Raw genomic sequence first — 15,022 nt, forward strand, 5'->3', positions numbered from 1 at the left:
GTCCGGCAGCCAGGGCGTCCGTAGTGCGTATACTAGATTATCGTGTGCCGAGAGCGCTCGTGCGAGTTCGCCGGTTGCGGGCGGGTTGGTCTCGCAGGCAGCACGTATCCGCGATGACCGCGGCACCGGTGGGCCTGCGCGTCGATGTGCGCGTCGAGCCACTCGTCGGTGGCTGGTACGCGTGGTCCCACCTCGTCGCACCGGCGACGGCGAGTCGCCACCTCACTCATCGGCACCAGTCGATCATCGACTCCTACGTCGCCGCGCCGAGCGTGCACCAGCAGGCCGCCCGATCGCCAGCGCTGGCGGGTGGCCCGTTCGTCGACGTCGCCGGTGACCGCTCGGCCGACGTCGCCGCGCTCGGCGAACGACGTCGCCGTGAGCGCGCAGACCTGGTCGCGCTGAGCGCGGCGCTCGACGAACTAGCCGACATCGTCGCCGCGCCGGCCGGCGTCCCGTTGGGCCCGCTGTACGCGTCGCTCCCGCCCGCTCTGCGTGGATGCGTCGAGTTGACGTACGACCTCGACGACCACTGCTCGTTCCGCCTGCTCGAAGCCTTGCTCTACGAGCGCTACTACGCCGGCGGCCGCGACCAGGCGCTGGCGTTGAGCCTCGCCGGCTCGGACGATCGGCCGTTCGCGCTGAGCACCCCGCGCCTCGACGCTCCCGACGTGCTGCTGGCCGGCGTGCCCTTCCACCACCCCGGCGTCGACGCCCTGTTCGCCAGCGTTCGCGCTCCGATGCCGTTCGACGACCTCGCGAGCTGCCTCGAGCTCGATGCCGACGGTGCCGCCAAGCTCCGCCGGTTGGTCACTGCGACTCCGCCCGTCGCTGGCGACAGCGCTCCGCGGACCGCGCTCCGCGTGCGCTACATCGGGCATGCGTGCGTGCTCGTCGAGATGGCCGGGACAAGCTTCCTCGTGGACCCCCTGCTCCCCGATGCCTTCGAAGGTGCCGGGCCGCGCGTCAGCGCGGCCGACCTCCCGGAACGCATCGACTTCGCCCTCGTGACGCACGCGCATCACGACCACCTGGTGCTCGAAACGTTGCTGCGGCTGCGTCACCGCCTGGGCACCGTCGTCGTGCCGCGTGGCGGGACCGGGGCGCTGCAGGACCCCTCACCGCGCCTGGCGCTCGAGCACGCCGGGTTTCACGACGTCGTCGAGTTGGGCGACCTCGACGAGCTCGTCGTCGCCGACGGGCGCGGCCGCATCGTCGCCGTGCCGTTCCTCGGCGAGCACGGCGACCTTGCGATCGCGGCCAAGGCCGGCTGGCTGATCGAGACCGAGGGGACACGGTTGCTCTTCGCCGCCGACTCGGCGGTCCTCGACGCGTCGCTGTACGACGTGCTGCGCGAGGTAGTCGGACGCGTCGACGTCGTGTTCCTCGGCATGGAGTGCGAAGGCGCCCCGCTGACGTGGCTGTACGGGCCGCTGTTCCGCCGTGAACCGTCGCGCGAGCGGGCCGCCGCCCGGCGCCTCGCCGGCTCCGACGACGTGCAGGCGCTGGCGTTACTCGGTGCGCTCGGGTGCCAGCGCGCGTTCGTCTACGCGATGGGCCACGAGCCGTGGGTGCACTTCCTCACCGCGACGGCGTTCCGCCCCGATGCGCGGCCTGTTCTGGCGGCCGATCGGCTCGTCGCCGAGGCCCGGCGGCGCGGGATGTCGGTCGACCGCCTGCACGGCGGCTGCGACATCGTGCTCCCATGAGCCTCCACCGCACCTTCGCGAGCGTCCTGACGCTGGGCGCGCCGGGCACCGAGCGGGACGACCTCGTTGGCGCCAAGGCGGCGGCGTTGGCGCGGCTCGTCGCGGCCGCGCCGGTCCCGCCCGGGTTCTGCGTCACGGCCCTCGACCCCCGCCGCGTGCCGGACCCGACGGTCGAGCGCGACATCCGGCGCGCCTACGAGTCGCTGGCCGGAGAGCGCGCCCTCGCCGTGGCCGTGCGCTCGTCGGCGCTCGACGAGGACGGCGCGGCGGCCTCGTTCGCCGGCATTCACGACACCTTCCTCAACGTCGTCGGGGCGGACGACGTCGTCGCCGCCGTGTGGGAGTGCGCGCGCTCGGCGGTCGCCGACGTGGCGCTCGCGTACCGCGCCCGCCTCGGCGTGCCGGGCGAGGTGCGCATCGCCGTCCTGGTGCAGGTGATGGTGCCGGCGGACGTCTCGTTCGTGGCGTTCAGCAGCAACCCGCTGCCGAAGCAGGACGGCGTTGAGCTCGTCGTGAGCGCGGCGCGGGGACTCGGCGCGGTGATCGCCGACGGGACGGCGCGGCCTGACACGTACCTCCTGCTGCGCGACACGGGGGAGACGATCGAGCACCGTCGTGGCGATCAGTCCGTTCGCCTGGTCGCGTCGGCAGGTGGCGGCGTCGCGACCGAGCCGCTCCCGGCGCGCGAGCGCGCCGAACCCCCGCTCGACTCCGGCGCCCTGCGCGAGGTCACCGACCTGGTGCTCCGCATCGAGCGTCTCGTCGGCCAGCCCGTCGACGTCGAGGGTGCCCGGGTCGGCGACTCGCTGTTCGTGTTGCAGGCCCGCCCCATCACCCGGACCACGCGCTTCCCGCTCGACGGCCTCGACGAGGAAGCCACCAGTTGGCTGCGTGAGGACATCCACTTCCCCGCCGTCGTGACGCCGATGGGGGGCGACTACGCCCGGCTCGGCATGTACGCGGGGCTGCGCCGCATGCAGGACGAGCTCGGCTGGACGAGCCGCGCCGATGCCGTGGTGTTCAACGGAAGGGTGTACGTGCGCTGGCACTACATGTCGCCGGTGGACGAGTTGGACGAGGCACGCCGGCGGCTGGAGGCGGAGAACCTAGAGCGAGCTCGCACGGTGGTCGCGCGTTGGCACCGGACCGTCGTGCCACGGCTGCGGGCGATCTACGCCGAGATCGAGTGCCTCGACGTCGACGGTCCGCCCGGCGGGCAACGGGTCGCCGCGTGGCACGCCGTCTGGAACGTCATCGAGGAGGCGTGGTACTGGCACTTCGTCGTGCTCTACCCGTGCTTCGCCGGGGTGCGCCACCTGGCGGCGACCTGCCGCGACCTGTTCGGCGAGGAGACCGCCGCCAACGCGTGGCGGTTGACCGCCGGGCGGGTCGAGACGATGCACCAGGTGGAGGTCGACCTGTGGACGCTCGCCGAGATCCAGCGCGCGGCGGCTGCGCCGGACGCCGGCGAGGATCTCGCCAGGGCGCTCGATCGCTGCCTCGCCGCCCATGGTCACCTCGGCGCGGAGAGCGACGACCTCGCCGCGACCACGTGGGCCGACGAGCCGTCGCGGGTGCTTGCCGAGGCCCGGCGGATGGGCGCCACCGACGTGCCGCCGGGCGATCGGCGGGCCGCGACGCTCGCCGCAGGCGACGCGTTCCTCGCCGAGCTGCGCGGGCGGGTCGCCGTCGAGGCGGACCGAACCCGCCTCGACGAGGCGGTCACGCTCGCCCGCGCCGTGTTCCCGCTCGTCGAGGACCACAACTACTGGCTCGACCGCATGCTCCACGCCACCACGCGGGCGGCGCTGTTGCGGGTGGGCGCGCGCTGCGTCGCCGACGAGGTGCTCGAGCGGGCCGACGACATCTGGTATCTCCACGTCGACGAGGTCGCCGACGTCATGGCCGGGCCGCAGGACCGCCGCGAGCTGGTTCGACGGCGTCGGGACGAGTGGCGCGACTGGAGCCGCCTGATGCCGGCGGTCGGCCCGGTGGCAGCGGCCGCCGAAACGGAGGAGCGTGCCGGCGCAGTGCTGCCGGCCGTGTCGCCGCTCCGCGGGGTCGCCGCGTCGCCCGGCGTGGCGGTGGGTGTCGCCACGGTGGTGCGCACGAGCGCGGACGCGGCGCGCGCGCCGGCCGGCGGCGTGCTGGTGTGCCCGAACACGAACATGTCGTGGGTCGCGCTGATGGCGCGCGCGGGCGGCCTCGTGACGAGTGCCGGCGGGGAGCTCAGCCATGGGGCGATCGTCGCCCGCGAGTTGGGCATCCCAGCGGTGGTGGGGGTGCGCGGCGCGCTCGATGCGATCGCCGATGGGATGCTGGTCGAGGTCGACGGCGTGGCCGGCGTGGTGCGAATTGTCGCCGGCGGAGATCACCAGGGGTGACGGTCGCCGGGCGCCCCGGCGACTTGGACCATCCGCCGGGCGATGGCGAGCGTGCCGACGGGTTGCCGTTCGAGCAGCACGCGATGCCTGCCGTCGTCGTCGATGCCGCCGCCACAGGTCGCGCAGAGCGCTTCGACACGGCGCACCTGGCCGCCGGAGGTCTCGAACACCTGCCGGGTCAGCGTTCCTTCCCCGCACGGGCACGGGCCGGCCGATTCGAGCGAGCGCACCAGGTGCAGATAGGGAGACGAGCCGTACGAGTGCAACCGGCCGACCTCCGCCACCCCGTGGACGACGGCGTCGAGCAGCCGCCGCTGCCAGCCGTGCAACATCCGCCAGAGCGCCGCGCAGACCGCGTCGCCGGCGGCCTCGTCGATCAGCACGCCGGCCGGGGCGCGCAGGGCGACATCGCCGCTGGCGAGCGTCCGGATCAGGCTCGGGGTGTCGGCCTGCAACCGCTCGATCGGTTCGGTCGAGCGGTCCGCGCCGGCCAGCGCCTGCCGGCAGTCCTCGAGGAAGAGCGTCCAGAACGGTCCGTTCGCGAGGTGCCCGGCAAGGACACCGCGCACGGGCTGCCACGGCTCCTGGCCGAGCGTGTCGACCACCAACTCCTGGGCGCCCGCCCCGGCGACCCATGCGTAGAGCGCGCCACCGCCGGCGCCCGCGTGATGGACGCCGCGACACCAACCGTCCGGGGACCGTCTCTGCAGGAGGAGGAAGGGCGCCGACTCCTCAAGCGTCATCTCCGCCCGCACGAGGGCACCCTCGGCGGGCAACGGCCCGACGTCCGTCAGGTCGATGTGCCATCTGCGCCCGCCGTCGGCGAGGGGGACGGATCGGCAGGGCACCGGCACCGGCGGCGACCCCGTCAGAACCAGTGCGGGGTTGCCCAGCAACACGAACGGTCCGCTCGCGCCGGTTCCGGTTCCGGTTCCGGGCCCGGGCCCGCCGTGGCGACGGCGGCGGTCGTTGACGGCCCGGACGACCTCACCGAGCGGTCGTCCGTCGGCGATCAGGGCCATCGTGAGCAGGTCGAGCTCGAGGACGCCCTGGCTCACGTCGGACGAGACGATCGTGGCCAGGCTCCGGGAGGCAGCGGCCTGGTGCGCAAGGCTCGACTCGGCGCGGAACCAGCTCGGGCCGAGCGGCATCAGCTCGCAGCCCGACAGCACCAGGACGGTCGCATCGGTCTCCATGAGCGCGACCAGCCGTCGCCCGCCCGAGCTCGGTTGCCGGAAGCAGGTGCCGTCGTTGAAGCACGGCAGGACCGCCGGGCCGCGATCGTGGATGCGTCCCGCCCGCGCGCACAGCACGGCGCCCGGGCCCACCGAGGCGTCGAACGCGTTGGCGTGACCGTTCAGCAGGAGAACGTCGCACCGCGAGGTGAACAGCGCCCCGGGACGGTCATCGGCATGGCCGGATGTCGACGGCCCGGCGATATCGAACGGTGTGGCGTACGAGCCGGAGATGACCGCGGCCCGCCCGGTCGTCGGAGCGATCTGGACGAGCAGTGCCTTGAGGAGCGCGAAGCGAGCGAGCAACGGATCGGCGGCGAGGACGAGGCCCCATGCGACGCCGGCGCGGTCCAGCATGTCAACGCCGACGCGCAACTCCGTGCGCGGCGTGCCGACCTGGTCGGCGACGACCAGTGCGCGCCGCCCGTTCGGCACGCGGCGGGGCTCACCCGCTGAAGGCAGCGCGACGACGTCGCTACCGTTGACCACTCCGGCGAGACGGAGCAGCCGTCCGTCCACACCACTACCGGCGACCATCGTCACTGGCGCACCGCCGCGCTCGCGGGGGAGGGGTGGCACGGCCCCGGTTGTCACGACGGCATCGACGCCACCCGCACGCAACGCACCCGTGAGGTCGGTCAGGAGGTTTCCGTCATGCCACACGGGAACTACGTCGGATCTCCTGGCAGCTCGAAGAAGCCGGCTACCGCGTGCTCGTCCAGGCATGGGACTTCGTCGCGGGATCTAACTGGCAGGTCCGCATGCAGCAAGGCGTACGAGACACCCAACGCACCATAGCTGTGCTCTCCGGCGCCTACCTCAATTCGGTCTACGGCCAGGCCGAGTGGCAGGCCGCGCATGCCGCGGACCCCCAGGGCTTCGCCCGCAAGCTCCTGCCCGTACGCGTGGAGGACTGCCCGCGGCCCGGACTCCTCGGCGCGGTCGTTTCCATCGACCTCTTTGACCATCACGACGCAGACAAGGCCGGCCAGCACCTCCTCGACCACCTCAGCCACGCGGTCACCGGGCGCGCCAAACCCGTCACACCACCACGCTTCCCCACACGCCATCTGACCTCCCCGGCCCACGCACCGACGATCCCCTCCGCCAAATCCCACCCCACCGGCGCTCCCGGCGAGGTCCATACCGCTTGGGACGTCACCAGCCACCACGCTTTCACCGGCAACATCGACGCGGTGCTGGTCCTGGCTGCCTTGCCGCTGTCCGACGGCCGCACCCTGCTCGCTAGCGCAGCAGCCAACGATGACCAGGTGCGGTTGTGGGATCCCGCCACCGGACAGCGCCGTCACGCACTCAGGGGCCACGAAATGAGGGTGCACGCCTTGGCCGCGCCTTGCCGCTGCCAGACGGTCGCACTGAGGTGAGCCCCGTTTCTCGGACACCTGCGTAGTGGGACCCTATCTGGATTATTCACTGGCAGGGTACTACTATTCGCGAACTGGTCGTCGCTGAGCTTCTGAATCTTGACAGATAGGGCGGACGCGGTCAGCCGGCGCGAACCTCACCTCGACGATCTTTACCACGTGCATGCCCTATCCTGGCCGCCCTGGCTGATAAGGTCCTTCGGCGGCCAGAGCCTTACCAATCTCGCTGGTGATCTTGTGGACGAGATTAGGTGCCAGCTTTCCTGGCCACAGGGAAATGCGGATGATCTCGGGCCACGGGCTACGCCTGGCCTCAACGCGGAGTCGATAGTCGTCTGCGCCAAACGGGAGAGGATCGATATACTTGTGGTCATAACTACCTGTGTCCAAAATGAAGAGCCCCGACTCGGTGGGCGACCATGACGTTTCGATGGCGTCATCCGCTTCTTCCCAGAGGGGCGGGGCGATTTCGTGGGCGATAATCTTGACAGTCGCTTCGCGAGCTTCGGGGCCTTGCGCCGAATCCGAAGCGCAGAAAATGCGAACGAGGCCCCCTTCGACCGCCAAGAGTGGATCAATCGGGAAGGACATGCGGGTGGACGTGACAGAGGCGTCACAGAGAAGAAGGGCCCAGTCGGCAATTCCTCTAGGGCCATAGAAGAGAACGCGCCCCCCATCGCCAATTGTTTTCACAATAGCACTCCTTATCGTAGCCATGGGAAGCAACGATTATATTCTGGCGGAAGTCGGCAGTCTTGGGGGTGATCAATGCATCAGCCCTGACGGAAGGGCGACCACGGGGCGGACAGCTGAGCGAGCCGGCGAGCGACCCGGCCACCCAGCCGCCCGGTGGCCCCGGTGACGCCGATCAGGCCGGCGCCCGCCTCCGGCCTGTCTTCGGCTGGTCGGTTCGACACATCCACCAGTCAAATACCCAGGCCGCCTGTCGCCCCCGAACAGGCACCGTCGCGCCGACCCGTTCAGTCGACCGGTTCCGTCGGACCCGCTGCGCTGTCAGTGGACGGAGGAGCCGGACATCGTCGCCCACCGGGTTCGCCAGGACATCAGCGACCAGCGGGAGGCGCCGCTCATGATCGAACCGATGCTGGCGAAGGAGGCGACGCTGAAGATCGACGCGGTCGACCCGATCGAACCGATGGACAACGCCGAGCCGACCGAGCCGATCGACAGGACGGAGCCCTTCGACCACAGGCAGAGGACGGAGTCCTCGGAGCCGATCGACAACAGGGACTTGCCGCGCGTGTGCATGGGTCCCATCCTGTCGGTTCCTGTCGGCTCGGGTGCCTGTCGCGCTGGAACTTCTTTCCGTTTTTCACCCGGTGGACAGCCCAGGCCCGGACGGGCCATCGGACGGCCATCCGGGCGCCGCCCTCCTTCGGTCAGCCCTGACAGTCGAGCGCCTCTAATGGGACGGCTGCCACGACGGGTCGCGGCCGATGAAGCCGAGCAGGCGCGTCTGGGCGGCGGAGCCGGCGGGGACGTCGACACGGGTGCGCCAGCGCCCGAGCGCGGCCTCGGCGGCCCCCGCCGCCTCGGCGCCGCTCGCCGCGGGCGCACAGCCGACCATCGACGCCAGGTCGCCGCTGGTGGCGAGCGCGAGCAGTTCCTCGGTGGCCGTACCCTCGGCCGCCAGCCGGGCCACCGGCGGCGGTGCCCGCCGCGCCGACCAGCGAGGCCAGGGCCGCGGCGGCCTCGATCTGCAGCAGCAGCCGATGCCGCCGCAGCCGGGCGATCTCCTCCCGGACCCGGTCGAGCACCTGCCGCCCGTCGGCGGACGGCGCGGTGCCCCGGCCCATCGCCGCCTCCAGCCGCCCCAGCGCGGCTTGGGCCCGCAGGCGGTCCGCGCCGGCGACGAAATGCCGGTCGACGTAGTCGAGCACCGGCCTGATCCCGGACAGCTCCTCCATCGTGTCGAGCAGCGCGTTCGGGCGGGCGCGGATCGTGTACCCGCGGCACCGAGGGGCCCCGTCGAGGCGTCTGGCCTGGGTGCCGGGTCAGCCCCAGGTGATCGGCGAGCAGGTGAACGAGGGCTCACGCTCGTGCATGTGGCCGAGATATTTCTGCATGTGCTCGCGCATCAGCCGTTCGGCCTGGTCGGCATTTCCGTCGAGAATTGCCTGTCCGATCAGCCGGTGCTCGTCACGGATGCTTTCGCTCGTCGTGTTGCGCGCGATACCGCCCGAGACGACCTTCGTGGTGTAGAGTTCCTTGAGAGCGGTCGCGACAAGATTGAGGACGTTGTTGCCCGTCATGCTGCTGATGACGTAGTGGAACTCGTTCGCGGCGTCGATGTAGCGCATGTCCCCCGTCGGGGTGCTCGCCTCGATCTGGAGAGCGTGCTCGAGTTGAAGTCTAGCCTGGGGGTCGGGGTTCTCTGCGGCCATGCGGGCGACCATCGGTTCCAGAAAGATTCTGGTTTCGATGAGCTCCTGGATTGTGGCGCGACGAAGGCTCAGATAGAGCGAGAACGTACGCCCGACGTTGCACGGGTCGACCGCGAGCACTGTGGGGCCACCACCGGGGCCCGACTTCAGTGATATCAGGCCGTGGATCTCGAGGATACGCAGGGCTTCGCGGAGCGAACCGCGTCCTACCCCGAACTGCTCCACCATTGCGGCCTCGTTCGGAAGACGGTCCCCCGGTCCGAGGCCCTTCCGGATCACCTCCTCGACGAGCGCCGCGGCGATACGTTCGGAGGTCTTCACAGATCTCGAGAGCGGCGAGGCCGAGGGGCGCTGCGCCGGAGTGGCGTCAGACGTTTGCCCCGACGAGCCGTCCATGCGCATCGTCACCATGAATCCCACCTTACGGTACGTCGGTGTGGACACCGTCGACCATGCCCCGGACCTGGGCTTGCGTACGATGATCGTCCCGTTCTGTGCCACAGGCGATCCCCTGGGTGTCCGTGTGGTGTCAGACGGTCACCTGGGTGGCGGGGTCACGCCAACGGTCCGCTCTTTGCCTGCGGGAAGTAGCCTTGCTCGGCACCGCTGTCCCGTCCGGGAAGTAGAACCGATCGCCGCCAGGACAGCACATCCTCGCCGTCCTGGTTGAGCCCCCGCGTCGTCATCGAGACGATTCCGTAGCCCGGTCTCGATCCGCTCGGCCGGGTCCCCGTGCACAGGCTCTCGGCGTAGAGGGTGTCGCCGACGTAGACCGGGTGAGTCAGCCGGACCTCGTCCATGCCCAGGTTGGCGACCGCGTTCTGGCTCATGTCGATGACAGAGAGGCCGAGGATCAGCGCGATGGTGAATCCCGAGTTGACCAGGATGCGGCCGCCTGACACGGGGTTCTGCCGTGCCAGGTGGGCGTTGAAGTGATTCTGGTTGGTATTGCAGGTCAGCAACGTGAACCAGGTGCAGTCGGCCTCGCTGATCGTCCGGCCTAACGGATGCTGGTAGACGTCGCCTGGCACGAAATCCTCGTAGTAACGGCCGAGCGCGGGGGGGTGGATTGTCATGTCAGATCGCATCCCTCTCCAGTAGTCGGCGGGCGATGAGCAGCTGTTGGATCTCGTTGGTGCCTTCGCCGAGGATCAGCAGCGGTGCGTCCCTGTATAGCCGCTCGATTACGAACTCCTGCGAGTATCCGTAGCCGCCGTGAATACGCATGGACTCGACGGTGCACCAATGTGCGGTTTCGGTTGCGAAGTACTTCGCCATCCCGGCCTCGAGGTCGGCTCGCCCTCCGCTGGCTTTCTTTCGCGCGGCGTCTTCCAGGAGGAGTTCCGCGGCCCGGATCTTGGTGCCCATCTGCGCGATCTTCTGTTGGATGAGCTGATGGTTGCTGATCGGCCGACCGAATGCCTCGCGCTGCTGGGCGTACTTCACACCCGCTTCGAAGGCCGCGGTCGCCAGCCCCACGGCGCGGGCGGCGACGTTGACCCTGCCGAGCTCTACAGCGGACATGAAATAGGCAAATCCCTGGCCGAGCCCGGTCTCTCCGCCGAGGACCGAGGATGCCGGCGTCCTGAAGCCGTCGAAGACGAGTTCGGTCGACTCGACACCCTTGTATCCGAGTTTCTTCAGCTGCGGTGGCACGAGCAGGCCGGGCTGCTCGTGCGCGCCGGCCCGCTTCTCGACAACGAAGGCCGTCATGCCGCGGTGGCGCGGCCTGGCGTTCGGGTCTGTGACGGCGAGCAGCATCACCAGGTCGGCGCGCAGCCCGTTGGTCGCCCACATCTTGCGTCCGTCGATGACGTACTCAGCGCCGTCTCGGCGCGCCCGGGTCGTGATCGCCTGAACGTCGGATCCGGCGTGCGGCTCGGTCATCGAGTAGGCGGCGCGAAGCTCACCGGTCGCCATGCGCGGCAGCAGTCGCCGTCGCTGCTCCTCCGTGCCGTACTGCTGGATCATCCAGGCGGCCATGAAGTGCGTGTTGACGACTCCGGAGAGGCTGATCCAGCCTCTCGAGAGCTCCTTGATCACCAGGGCGTACGTCACGAGATCCTGGCCGAGGCCGCCGTACTCCTCCGGGATCACGAGGCCGAACAACCCCATCTGCTTCAGTTGCTCGACCATCTCGGTCGGGAACTGGTCGCGGTGGTCGAGTTCGGATGCCTGCGGCGCGACCTCGGCGTCGACGAACTTCCGCACCAGCCCGATCATGTCGCGCTGTTCGCTCGTCAGCTCCACTGCTATGTCTCCTAGACGTCCGGGTCTGGCGAAATCGAGGTAGGCGGTGGCCTCAGTGGACAGCGGCTAGTCGCAGCGTCATGCGGGCCTGGCGGGCGACCGGCTCGTCCACGAGGCGGCCATCCGCCACGGCCACCGCCGCCCCGCCGGCCGCGGCTTCGTCGAGCGCGGCGAGCACCCGCCGCGCGCGTTCCACCTCGGCCTTCGACGGTGTAAAGACCTCATGGACGACCGAAACCTGGGCCGGGTGAATGCACAGCTTCCCGCCCATGCCCAGCGCGCGGGCGCGGACGGCCTCCGCGCGCAGGGCGCCCGGATCAGTGGCGGCGAGATGCACGGCGTCGAAGGGCCGGCGTGAGCCCGCCGCCGCCGCGTCCACGACCAGACGCGATCGTGCGTACATCAGTTCGGCGCCGTCGGCGAGCGGTTCCAGCCCGAGTTCGGCGCCCAGATCTGCGCCGCCCAGTGCCAGGGCGGCCACCCGTGGGTCGCGTGCGATCTCGTATGCCGAGCGCAGCCCGGCAGCGGTCTCGACGAGTGCGATCACAGGCGCGCTGTCGGCGGGCATCAGCGCGAGTGCCTCGGGCGTGGCCTTCGGAAGCATCAGCGCGTCCACCTGCGTGTTCGCGAGGTCGGCGAGGTCGGCGGCCCCCCACCGGCTGTCGGGTGCGTTGATGCGGACAACGACCAGTGGCCCGAGGCCGCGGGCTGCGCCCACCGCGTCGACGGCGAGCGTGCGTGCCTGGTCCTTGCGCTCCCGAAGGACCGCGTCTTCAAGATCGATTACCACGGCGTCGGCGGCGCCGTTGAGCGCTTTGTCGACCTTGTAGGCATCGTCGCCGGGTACGAAAAGCAACGAGCGAGCATTGCTGAGCGACTGGCGCATCGGGCTCCTTGTCCGCGAGTCGGCCGATCCATGCGTATGATTACAGTAAATTCTCTCCCAGGCAAACCGATGGAGCGACCTGATGCATGTCACGCACGATCGTGCCGCCGCGGTGCTGCTGCGCGACCTGCCTGCTCCCCGCGTGCTAGCCGCGATGGGACCGCAGCTTCCAGCCGGCCTTGTCGCCGCGATCATCCGGGAAGCTCGCCGCACTGATCGGGTGCTCACCCTGCTCGTCGCCGACCTGACTGGCCGTTTCGCCTTTCTCGACGCCGCGGCCCGCGCGCAGGTGCGCGCTGGCCGGCTGCGGGTGGTCGTGCTCGCGGGCGCGGTTCCGGTCGACCTGGCGGCCGACGTCGACCACGTCCCCGCGTCGATGTGGGACGTCGACGGCATGATTGCCTCGGGGGTGTTGCCCTTCGACGTGGTGGTCGCCAGGATGCGGCCCACAGGCCGGCCTGGGTGGCTCGGCTATGGCGATATCGTCGGATATACCCACTCCGCGCTGACAACGTCGGCACGCGCAGGTTTCGAGCTCCAACCCGCCCACGCAAACCTTCCCGGCACCGATCCTGTCCCACTGGATCGCGCGCAGGTCGTGGTGACCGCACCGGTGGGGGAGGCCGACGCCGACGCGCCGCCGGGCCGGTCACCGTCCGACGCGCAACTGCGGGTGGCCGCGAGGGTCGCGGACCTCGTGCCGTGCCAGGCCACGGTGCAGGTCGGGCTCGGCGCCGTGCCGGAGGCCGTGGTGGCCGCGCTGGTCGGGCGCCATGACCTGCGTGTCCACTCGGGCGTGCTGCCTGGCGCGCTGCGGCGACTCTCGACCGTCGGGCCGATGGTGGCCACCGGCGTGCTCGGAGACGCTTCATGCGGTTGGGGTGAGGTGTGTCTGGAGCCGCTGAGCCGTACCCATGACCCGGTCCGGTTGCTCGGCCTGTGGCGGCTGTGGGCCGTCAACTCGGGTTTCGAGGTGGACCTGACCGGCGCGGTCAACGCGGAGTACCGCAAGGGGCTTCGGATCGCGAGCGGCGGCGGCCAGACGGACTTCGTCCGTGCCGCGCACCTGGGAGCCGAGGGCGCCTCTGTGCTCGCGCTACCGTCCCGGTCGGCCGGCGCGCCCCGGATCGTGGCGCATCTGGGTGTTCCCGCGACCACCCCTGGCGGCGAGGTCGACCTGGTGGTGACCGAGTACGGCGTCGCGGACCTGCGCGGCCGCTCCGCCACGGACCGGGCGGCTGCCCTGGTCGCCGTCGCGCATCCGGACGACCGCCCGAGTCTTGCGGCCGGCCTCTGACCTGGCCGGTGGTTGCCCGGCCCCGGCCCCGGCCGGGTCCGGCGAGTCCTGGCGTCAGATGATGCCGCGCTCGCGCAGCCGAGCCACCTCGGCCTCACTCTTGCCGAGATAGTCGCCATAGACAATGTCGTTGTCCGCGCCAAGCGGGGGCGCGCTGCGCCACACCGTGCCTGGGTGCTTCACGAGTCGCGGCACCACGCCCTGCATACGTACCGGTCCGAGGTCCTGGTCCTCGACGGTGACGATGTTGCCGTTCTCCCGGTAGGTCGGATCGGCCAGGATGTCGTCCACGGTGTAGATCGTCGACGCCACGACCTCGAGCTCCTGCATGATCTTCAAACAATCGTCGAGCGGGCGCTGGCTGATCCAGTCGCGCAGTATGCCGTCGAGTCGTGCACGACGTTCCTCCTGCATCGCCGGTGTCGCGTAGTCGGCGACGTCTTCGCCGACCAGACGGGCGACGTTCTGCACTGATCGGGGCGTCCCCGAGGTGACGGTGATCCAGCGGGCGTCGAGGGTCCGGAAAGTGTTGATCACGGCGGCCGGGGCGGCGGCGAGGCGGTTGCCGGCACGCTGCGGGACCTGGCCGGACTGGTCGCGGAATACCACCTGCCACTCGACGAGCCGGAAGAGAGTCTCGTACAGCGCCAGGTCGATCCATTCGCCGGCGAAGTCCGGGTCGGTGGCCCGACGGTAGAGCGCTGCCTGGATCGCGAAGGCACCCATGAGACCGGTGACCGAGTCGCCGTGGGAGAAGCCGGTGTGCACCGGAGGCCCGTCGGGGAACCCGGTCAGGTTGACCACGCCGCTCATCGCCTCGCCGACCTTGCCGAAGCCGGGCTGGTTGCGTCGCGAGGAGCGCGCGCCGTAGCCGGTCACCTGGAGCACGATGATCTTCGGGCTCACCGCGTTGATCGACGCGAAGTCGAGCCCCCATCTCTCGAGCGTGGACACCCGGAAGTTCGTGATGACCACGTCCGCCCAGGCGACCAGGTCACGCGCGACCTCTCGGCCCTCGGGGCTGCGCAGGTCGAGCGTCACCGATCGTTTGTTGCGGGCGGAGACCTTCCACCACAGGTGCGCACCGTTGCGCTGCGGACCGGCCGCTCGCTGTGGGTCGCCACGGCCCGGATCCTCAACGTGCACGACCTCCGCGCCGAGATCGGCCAGCAGCGTGCCGGCGAGCGGTCCGGCGATGACGTGGGCGAACTCGACGACCTTGAGGCCGGCCAGGGCTGCCTGGGAGCTCTGCATCGATGTCCTTCGCGGCCAAATTCATACGGATAGTTCGCATGAAAGTAGCCAGCGGTGGGTGTGGATGTCAACGGAAGCTGGCCGCGCGAGCCTGGCCGCATCCGGGCCGCGCGGGGTCCCAGTCGACTGTCCTGGGGGGGTGACCAGCGGAGACAGACGGCTGAGCGCTCACGTCCGCCCTTGACGGCGATTCATGCGCATGATAATCATGCACCGG

The 15,022-nt window shown here is 70.2% G+C and carries 13 protein-coding genes; 4 read left to right on the forward strand and 9 right to left on the reverse strand.

What is annotated here, in order from left to right; translation table 11 throughout:
- Window positions 1-113 precede the first annotated feature (113 nt).
- Together AC6EXY_RS21835 and AC6EXY_RS21840 are read left to right on the forward strand one after the other, a co-directional pair.
- Window positions 114-1,709 carry an MBL fold metallo-hydrolase gene (locus tag AC6EXY_RS21835; protein ID WP_101829560.1) on the forward strand — a complete coding sequence of 532 codons (1,596 nt, stop codon included), beginning with the start codon at window positions 114-116 and terminating at the stop codon, window positions 1,707-1,709.
- Window positions 1,706-4,093 (forward strand): PEP/pyruvate-binding domain-containing protein, encoded by a 2,388-nt coding sequence (locus AC6EXY_RS21840; protein ID WP_101829561.1) that lies wholly within the window; start codon window positions 1,706-1,708, stop codon window positions 4,091-4,093. Before AC6EXY_RS21835 ends, AC6EXY_RS21840 begins: the two co-directional genes overlap by 4 nt.
- Here AC6EXY_RS21840 and AC6EXY_RS21845 read toward each other — a convergent pair.
- Window positions 4,081-5,922 carry a hypothetical protein gene (locus AC6EXY_RS21845; RefSeq protein WP_499817895.1) on the reverse strand — a complete coding sequence of 614 codons (1,842 nt, stop codon included), beginning with the start codon at window positions 5,920-5,922 and terminating at the stop codon, window positions 4,081-4,083. The genes AC6EXY_RS21840 and AC6EXY_RS21845 overlap by 13 nt on opposite strands.
- Window positions 5,923-6,038: 116 nt before the next feature.
- Between AC6EXY_RS21845 and AC6EXY_RS21850 the strand changes: the two genes are divergently transcribed.
- Window positions 6,039-6,713: a toll/interleukin-1 receptor domain-containing protein gene (locus AC6EXY_RS21850; RefSeq protein WP_243407035.1), complete on the forward strand. Its 675-nt coding sequence runs from the start codon at window positions 6,039-6,041 to the stop codon at window positions 6,711-6,713.
- A 168-nt stretch (window positions 6,714-6,881) separates the two neighbouring features.
- On the opposite strand, the gene AC6EXY_RS21855 is transcribed toward AC6EXY_RS21850, so the two are convergent.
- From AC6EXY_RS21855 to AC6EXY_RS21885, 7 genes are all read right to left on the reverse strand, one after another.
- Entirely contained in the window at window positions 6,882-7,406 is a 525-nt protein-coding gene (locus tag AC6EXY_RS21855) for a hypothetical protein (RefSeq protein ID WP_133150529.1), read from the reverse strand.
- A gap of 321 nt (window positions 7,407-7,727) precedes the next feature.
- Window positions 7,728-7,982: a hypothetical protein gene (locus tag AC6EXY_RS21860; protein WP_243407036.1), complete on the reverse strand. Its 255-nt coding sequence runs from the start codon at window positions 7,980-7,982 to the stop codon at window positions 7,728-7,730.
- Between the two features lie 154 nt (window positions 7,983-8,136).
- Window positions 8,137-8,376, reverse strand: a complete 240-nt coding sequence (locus AC6EXY_RS21865; RefSeq protein WP_499817896.1) for a hypothetical protein — start codon at window positions 8,374-8,376, stop codon at window positions 8,137-8,139.
- A gap of 352 nt (window positions 8,377-8,728) precedes the next feature.
- Window positions 8,729-9,529: a FadR/GntR family transcriptional regulator gene (locus AC6EXY_RS21870; RefSeq protein WP_101829564.1), complete on the reverse strand. Its 801-nt coding sequence runs from the start codon at window positions 9,527-9,529 to the stop codon at window positions 8,729-8,731.
- 143 nt (window positions 9,530-9,672) lie between these two features.
- On the reverse strand, window positions 9,673-10,194 hold the full coding sequence (locus AC6EXY_RS21875) for a MaoC family dehydratase (RefSeq protein WP_101829565.1): 522 nt from the start codon (window positions 10,192-10,194) through the stop codon (window positions 9,673-9,675).
- Between the two features lies 1 nt (window position 10,195).
- A complete protein-coding gene (locus AC6EXY_RS21880) occupies window positions 10,196-11,368 on the reverse strand; it encodes an acyl-CoA dehydrogenase family protein (RefSeq protein ID WP_243407038.1) in 1,173 nt (390 codons plus the stop codon).
- 52 nt (window positions 11,369-11,420) lie between these two features.
- On the reverse strand, window positions 11,421-12,254 hold the full coding sequence (locus AC6EXY_RS21885) for an HpcH/HpaI aldolase/citrate lyase family protein (protein WP_101829566.1): 834 nt from the start codon (window positions 12,252-12,254) through the stop codon (window positions 11,421-11,423).
- Window positions 12,255-12,336: 82 nt separating this feature from the next.
- Between AC6EXY_RS21885 and AC6EXY_RS21890 the strand changes: the two genes are divergently transcribed.
- Entirely contained in the window at window positions 12,337-13,551 is a 1,215-nt protein-coding gene (locus AC6EXY_RS21890; RefSeq protein WP_101829567.1) for an acetyl-CoA hydrolase/transferase C-terminal domain-containing protein, read from the forward strand.
- Between the two features lie 54 nt (window positions 13,552-13,605).
- On the opposite strand, the gene AC6EXY_RS21895 is transcribed toward AC6EXY_RS21890, so the two are convergent.
- A complete protein-coding gene (locus tag AC6EXY_RS21895) occupies window positions 13,606-14,805 on the reverse strand; it encodes a CaiB/BaiF CoA transferase family protein (RefSeq protein ID WP_101829568.1) in 1,200 nt (399 codons plus the stop codon).
- Between the last annotated feature and the right edge of the window lie 217 nt (window positions 14,806-15,022).

The organism is Frankia sp. RB5, assembly GCF_059816245.1.

What these genes read in the sequence shown, in the direction of transcription:
- AC6EXY_RS21835 (WP_101829560.1), top strand. Translation starts at nt 114, where the DNA reads ATGACCGCGGCACCGGTGGGCCTGCGCGTCGATGTGCGCGTCGAGCCA.
- AC6EXY_RS21890 (WP_101829567.1), top strand. Translation starts at nt 12,337, where the DNA reads ATGCATGTCACGCACGATCGTGCCGCCGCGGTGCTGCTGCGCGACCTG.
- AC6EXY_RS21840 (WP_101829561.1), top strand. Translation starts at nt 1,706, where the DNA reads ATGAGCCTCCACCGCACCTTCGCGAGCGTCCTGACGCTGGGCGCGCCG.
- AC6EXY_RS21870 (WP_101829564.1), bottom strand. Translation starts at nt 9,529, where the DNA reads ATGGTGACGATGCGCATGGACGGCTCGTCGGGGCAAACGTCTGACGCC.
- AC6EXY_RS21885 (WP_101829566.1), bottom strand. Translation starts at nt 12,254, where the DNA reads ATGCGCCAGTCGCTCAGCAATGCTCGCTCGTTGCTTTTCGTACCCGGC.
- AC6EXY_RS21895 (WP_101829568.1), bottom strand. Translation starts at nt 14,805, where the DNA reads ATGCAGAGCTCCCAGGCAGCCCTGGCCGGCCTCAAGGTCGTCGAGTTC.
- AC6EXY_RS21860 (WP_243407036.1), bottom strand. Translation starts at nt 7,982, where the DNA reads ATGCACACGCGCGGCAAGTCCCTGTTGTCGATCGGCTCCGAGGACTCC.
- AC6EXY_RS21875 (WP_101829565.1), bottom strand. Translation starts at nt 10,194, where the DNA reads ATGACAATCCACCCCCCCGCGCTCGGCCGTTACTACGAGGATTTCGTG.